Annotated in this window: 2 pseudogenes; both read left to right on the forward strand. The window is 64.3% G+C overall.

Going from position 1 to position 804, the window contains the following annotated elements:
• A pseudogene (locus HV796_RS42870) lies at nucleotides 1-459 on the forward strand (formate dehydrogenase); the annotation flags it as partial.
• Between the two features lie 10 nt (nucleotides 460-469).
• A pseudogene (soeB, locus tag HV796_RS42875) lies at nucleotides 470-804 on the forward strand (sulfite dehydrogenase subunit SoeB); the annotation flags it as partial.

Raw genomic sequence — 804 nt, forward strand, 5'->3', positions numbered from 1 at the left:
GTTGAATCGCAATGGGGCAAGGTCCGCTGCATGGCGCGCTATAGCGAAGCGGTCGAACCCGGCACCGTGTGGACATGGAATGCGATCGGCAAGGCGGCGGGCGCATGGAATCTCGGCCCTGACGCAAACGAATCGCAGCGCGGCTTCCTGCTGAATCACGTGATCACCGACGAACTGCCGGCAGCCGACCGCGCACCGACCGCGCATGGACCCGCGCGCATCTCGAACTCCGATCCGATCACCGGCCAGGCCGCATGGTACGACGTGCGCGTGCGCGTCTATCCGGCCGAGGCGGACGCGGATCACACGCTGCCGCAATTCGCGCCGATGCAGTCGCTGCCGGGCTCGGTCGGTTCGGTCAGCACATTCAAACGCATCGTGCAGACCTATTTCGCGGGGCGTGGCGAATTTGCGGCGCGTTTGCGCGGCGCCGCCAAGGCTTCAAAAGAGACTGAATAAGGAGCACCCGATGACCCAGATGGCGCTCGTGATCGATCTGAACGTCTGCGTGGGTTGCCACGCATGCGTGACGAGCTGCAAGGAATGGAACACGTCCGGCGAGGCAGGCAGCCTGTCGGATGCGCGTCCGTATGACGCCGACCCGTCCGGCACCTTCTTCAACCGTGTGCAGACGTTCGAAGCCGGCGAGTTTCCGCTGACCGATACGATCCACTTTCCGAAGTCGTGCCTGCATTGCGAGGACCCGCCGTGCGTGCCGGTGTGTCCGACCGGCGCGAGCTACAAGCGCAAGGAAGACGGCCTCGTGCTGGTCGATTTCGACCGCTGCATCGGCTGCAAGTACTG

Origin of the sequence: Paraburkholderia humisilvae (assembly GCF_902859855.1) — a bacterium.
In the GTDB taxonomy this organism is placed as follows: Bacteria; Pseudomonadota; Gammaproteobacteria; order Burkholderiales; family Burkholderiaceae; genus Paraburkholderia; species Paraburkholderia humisilvae.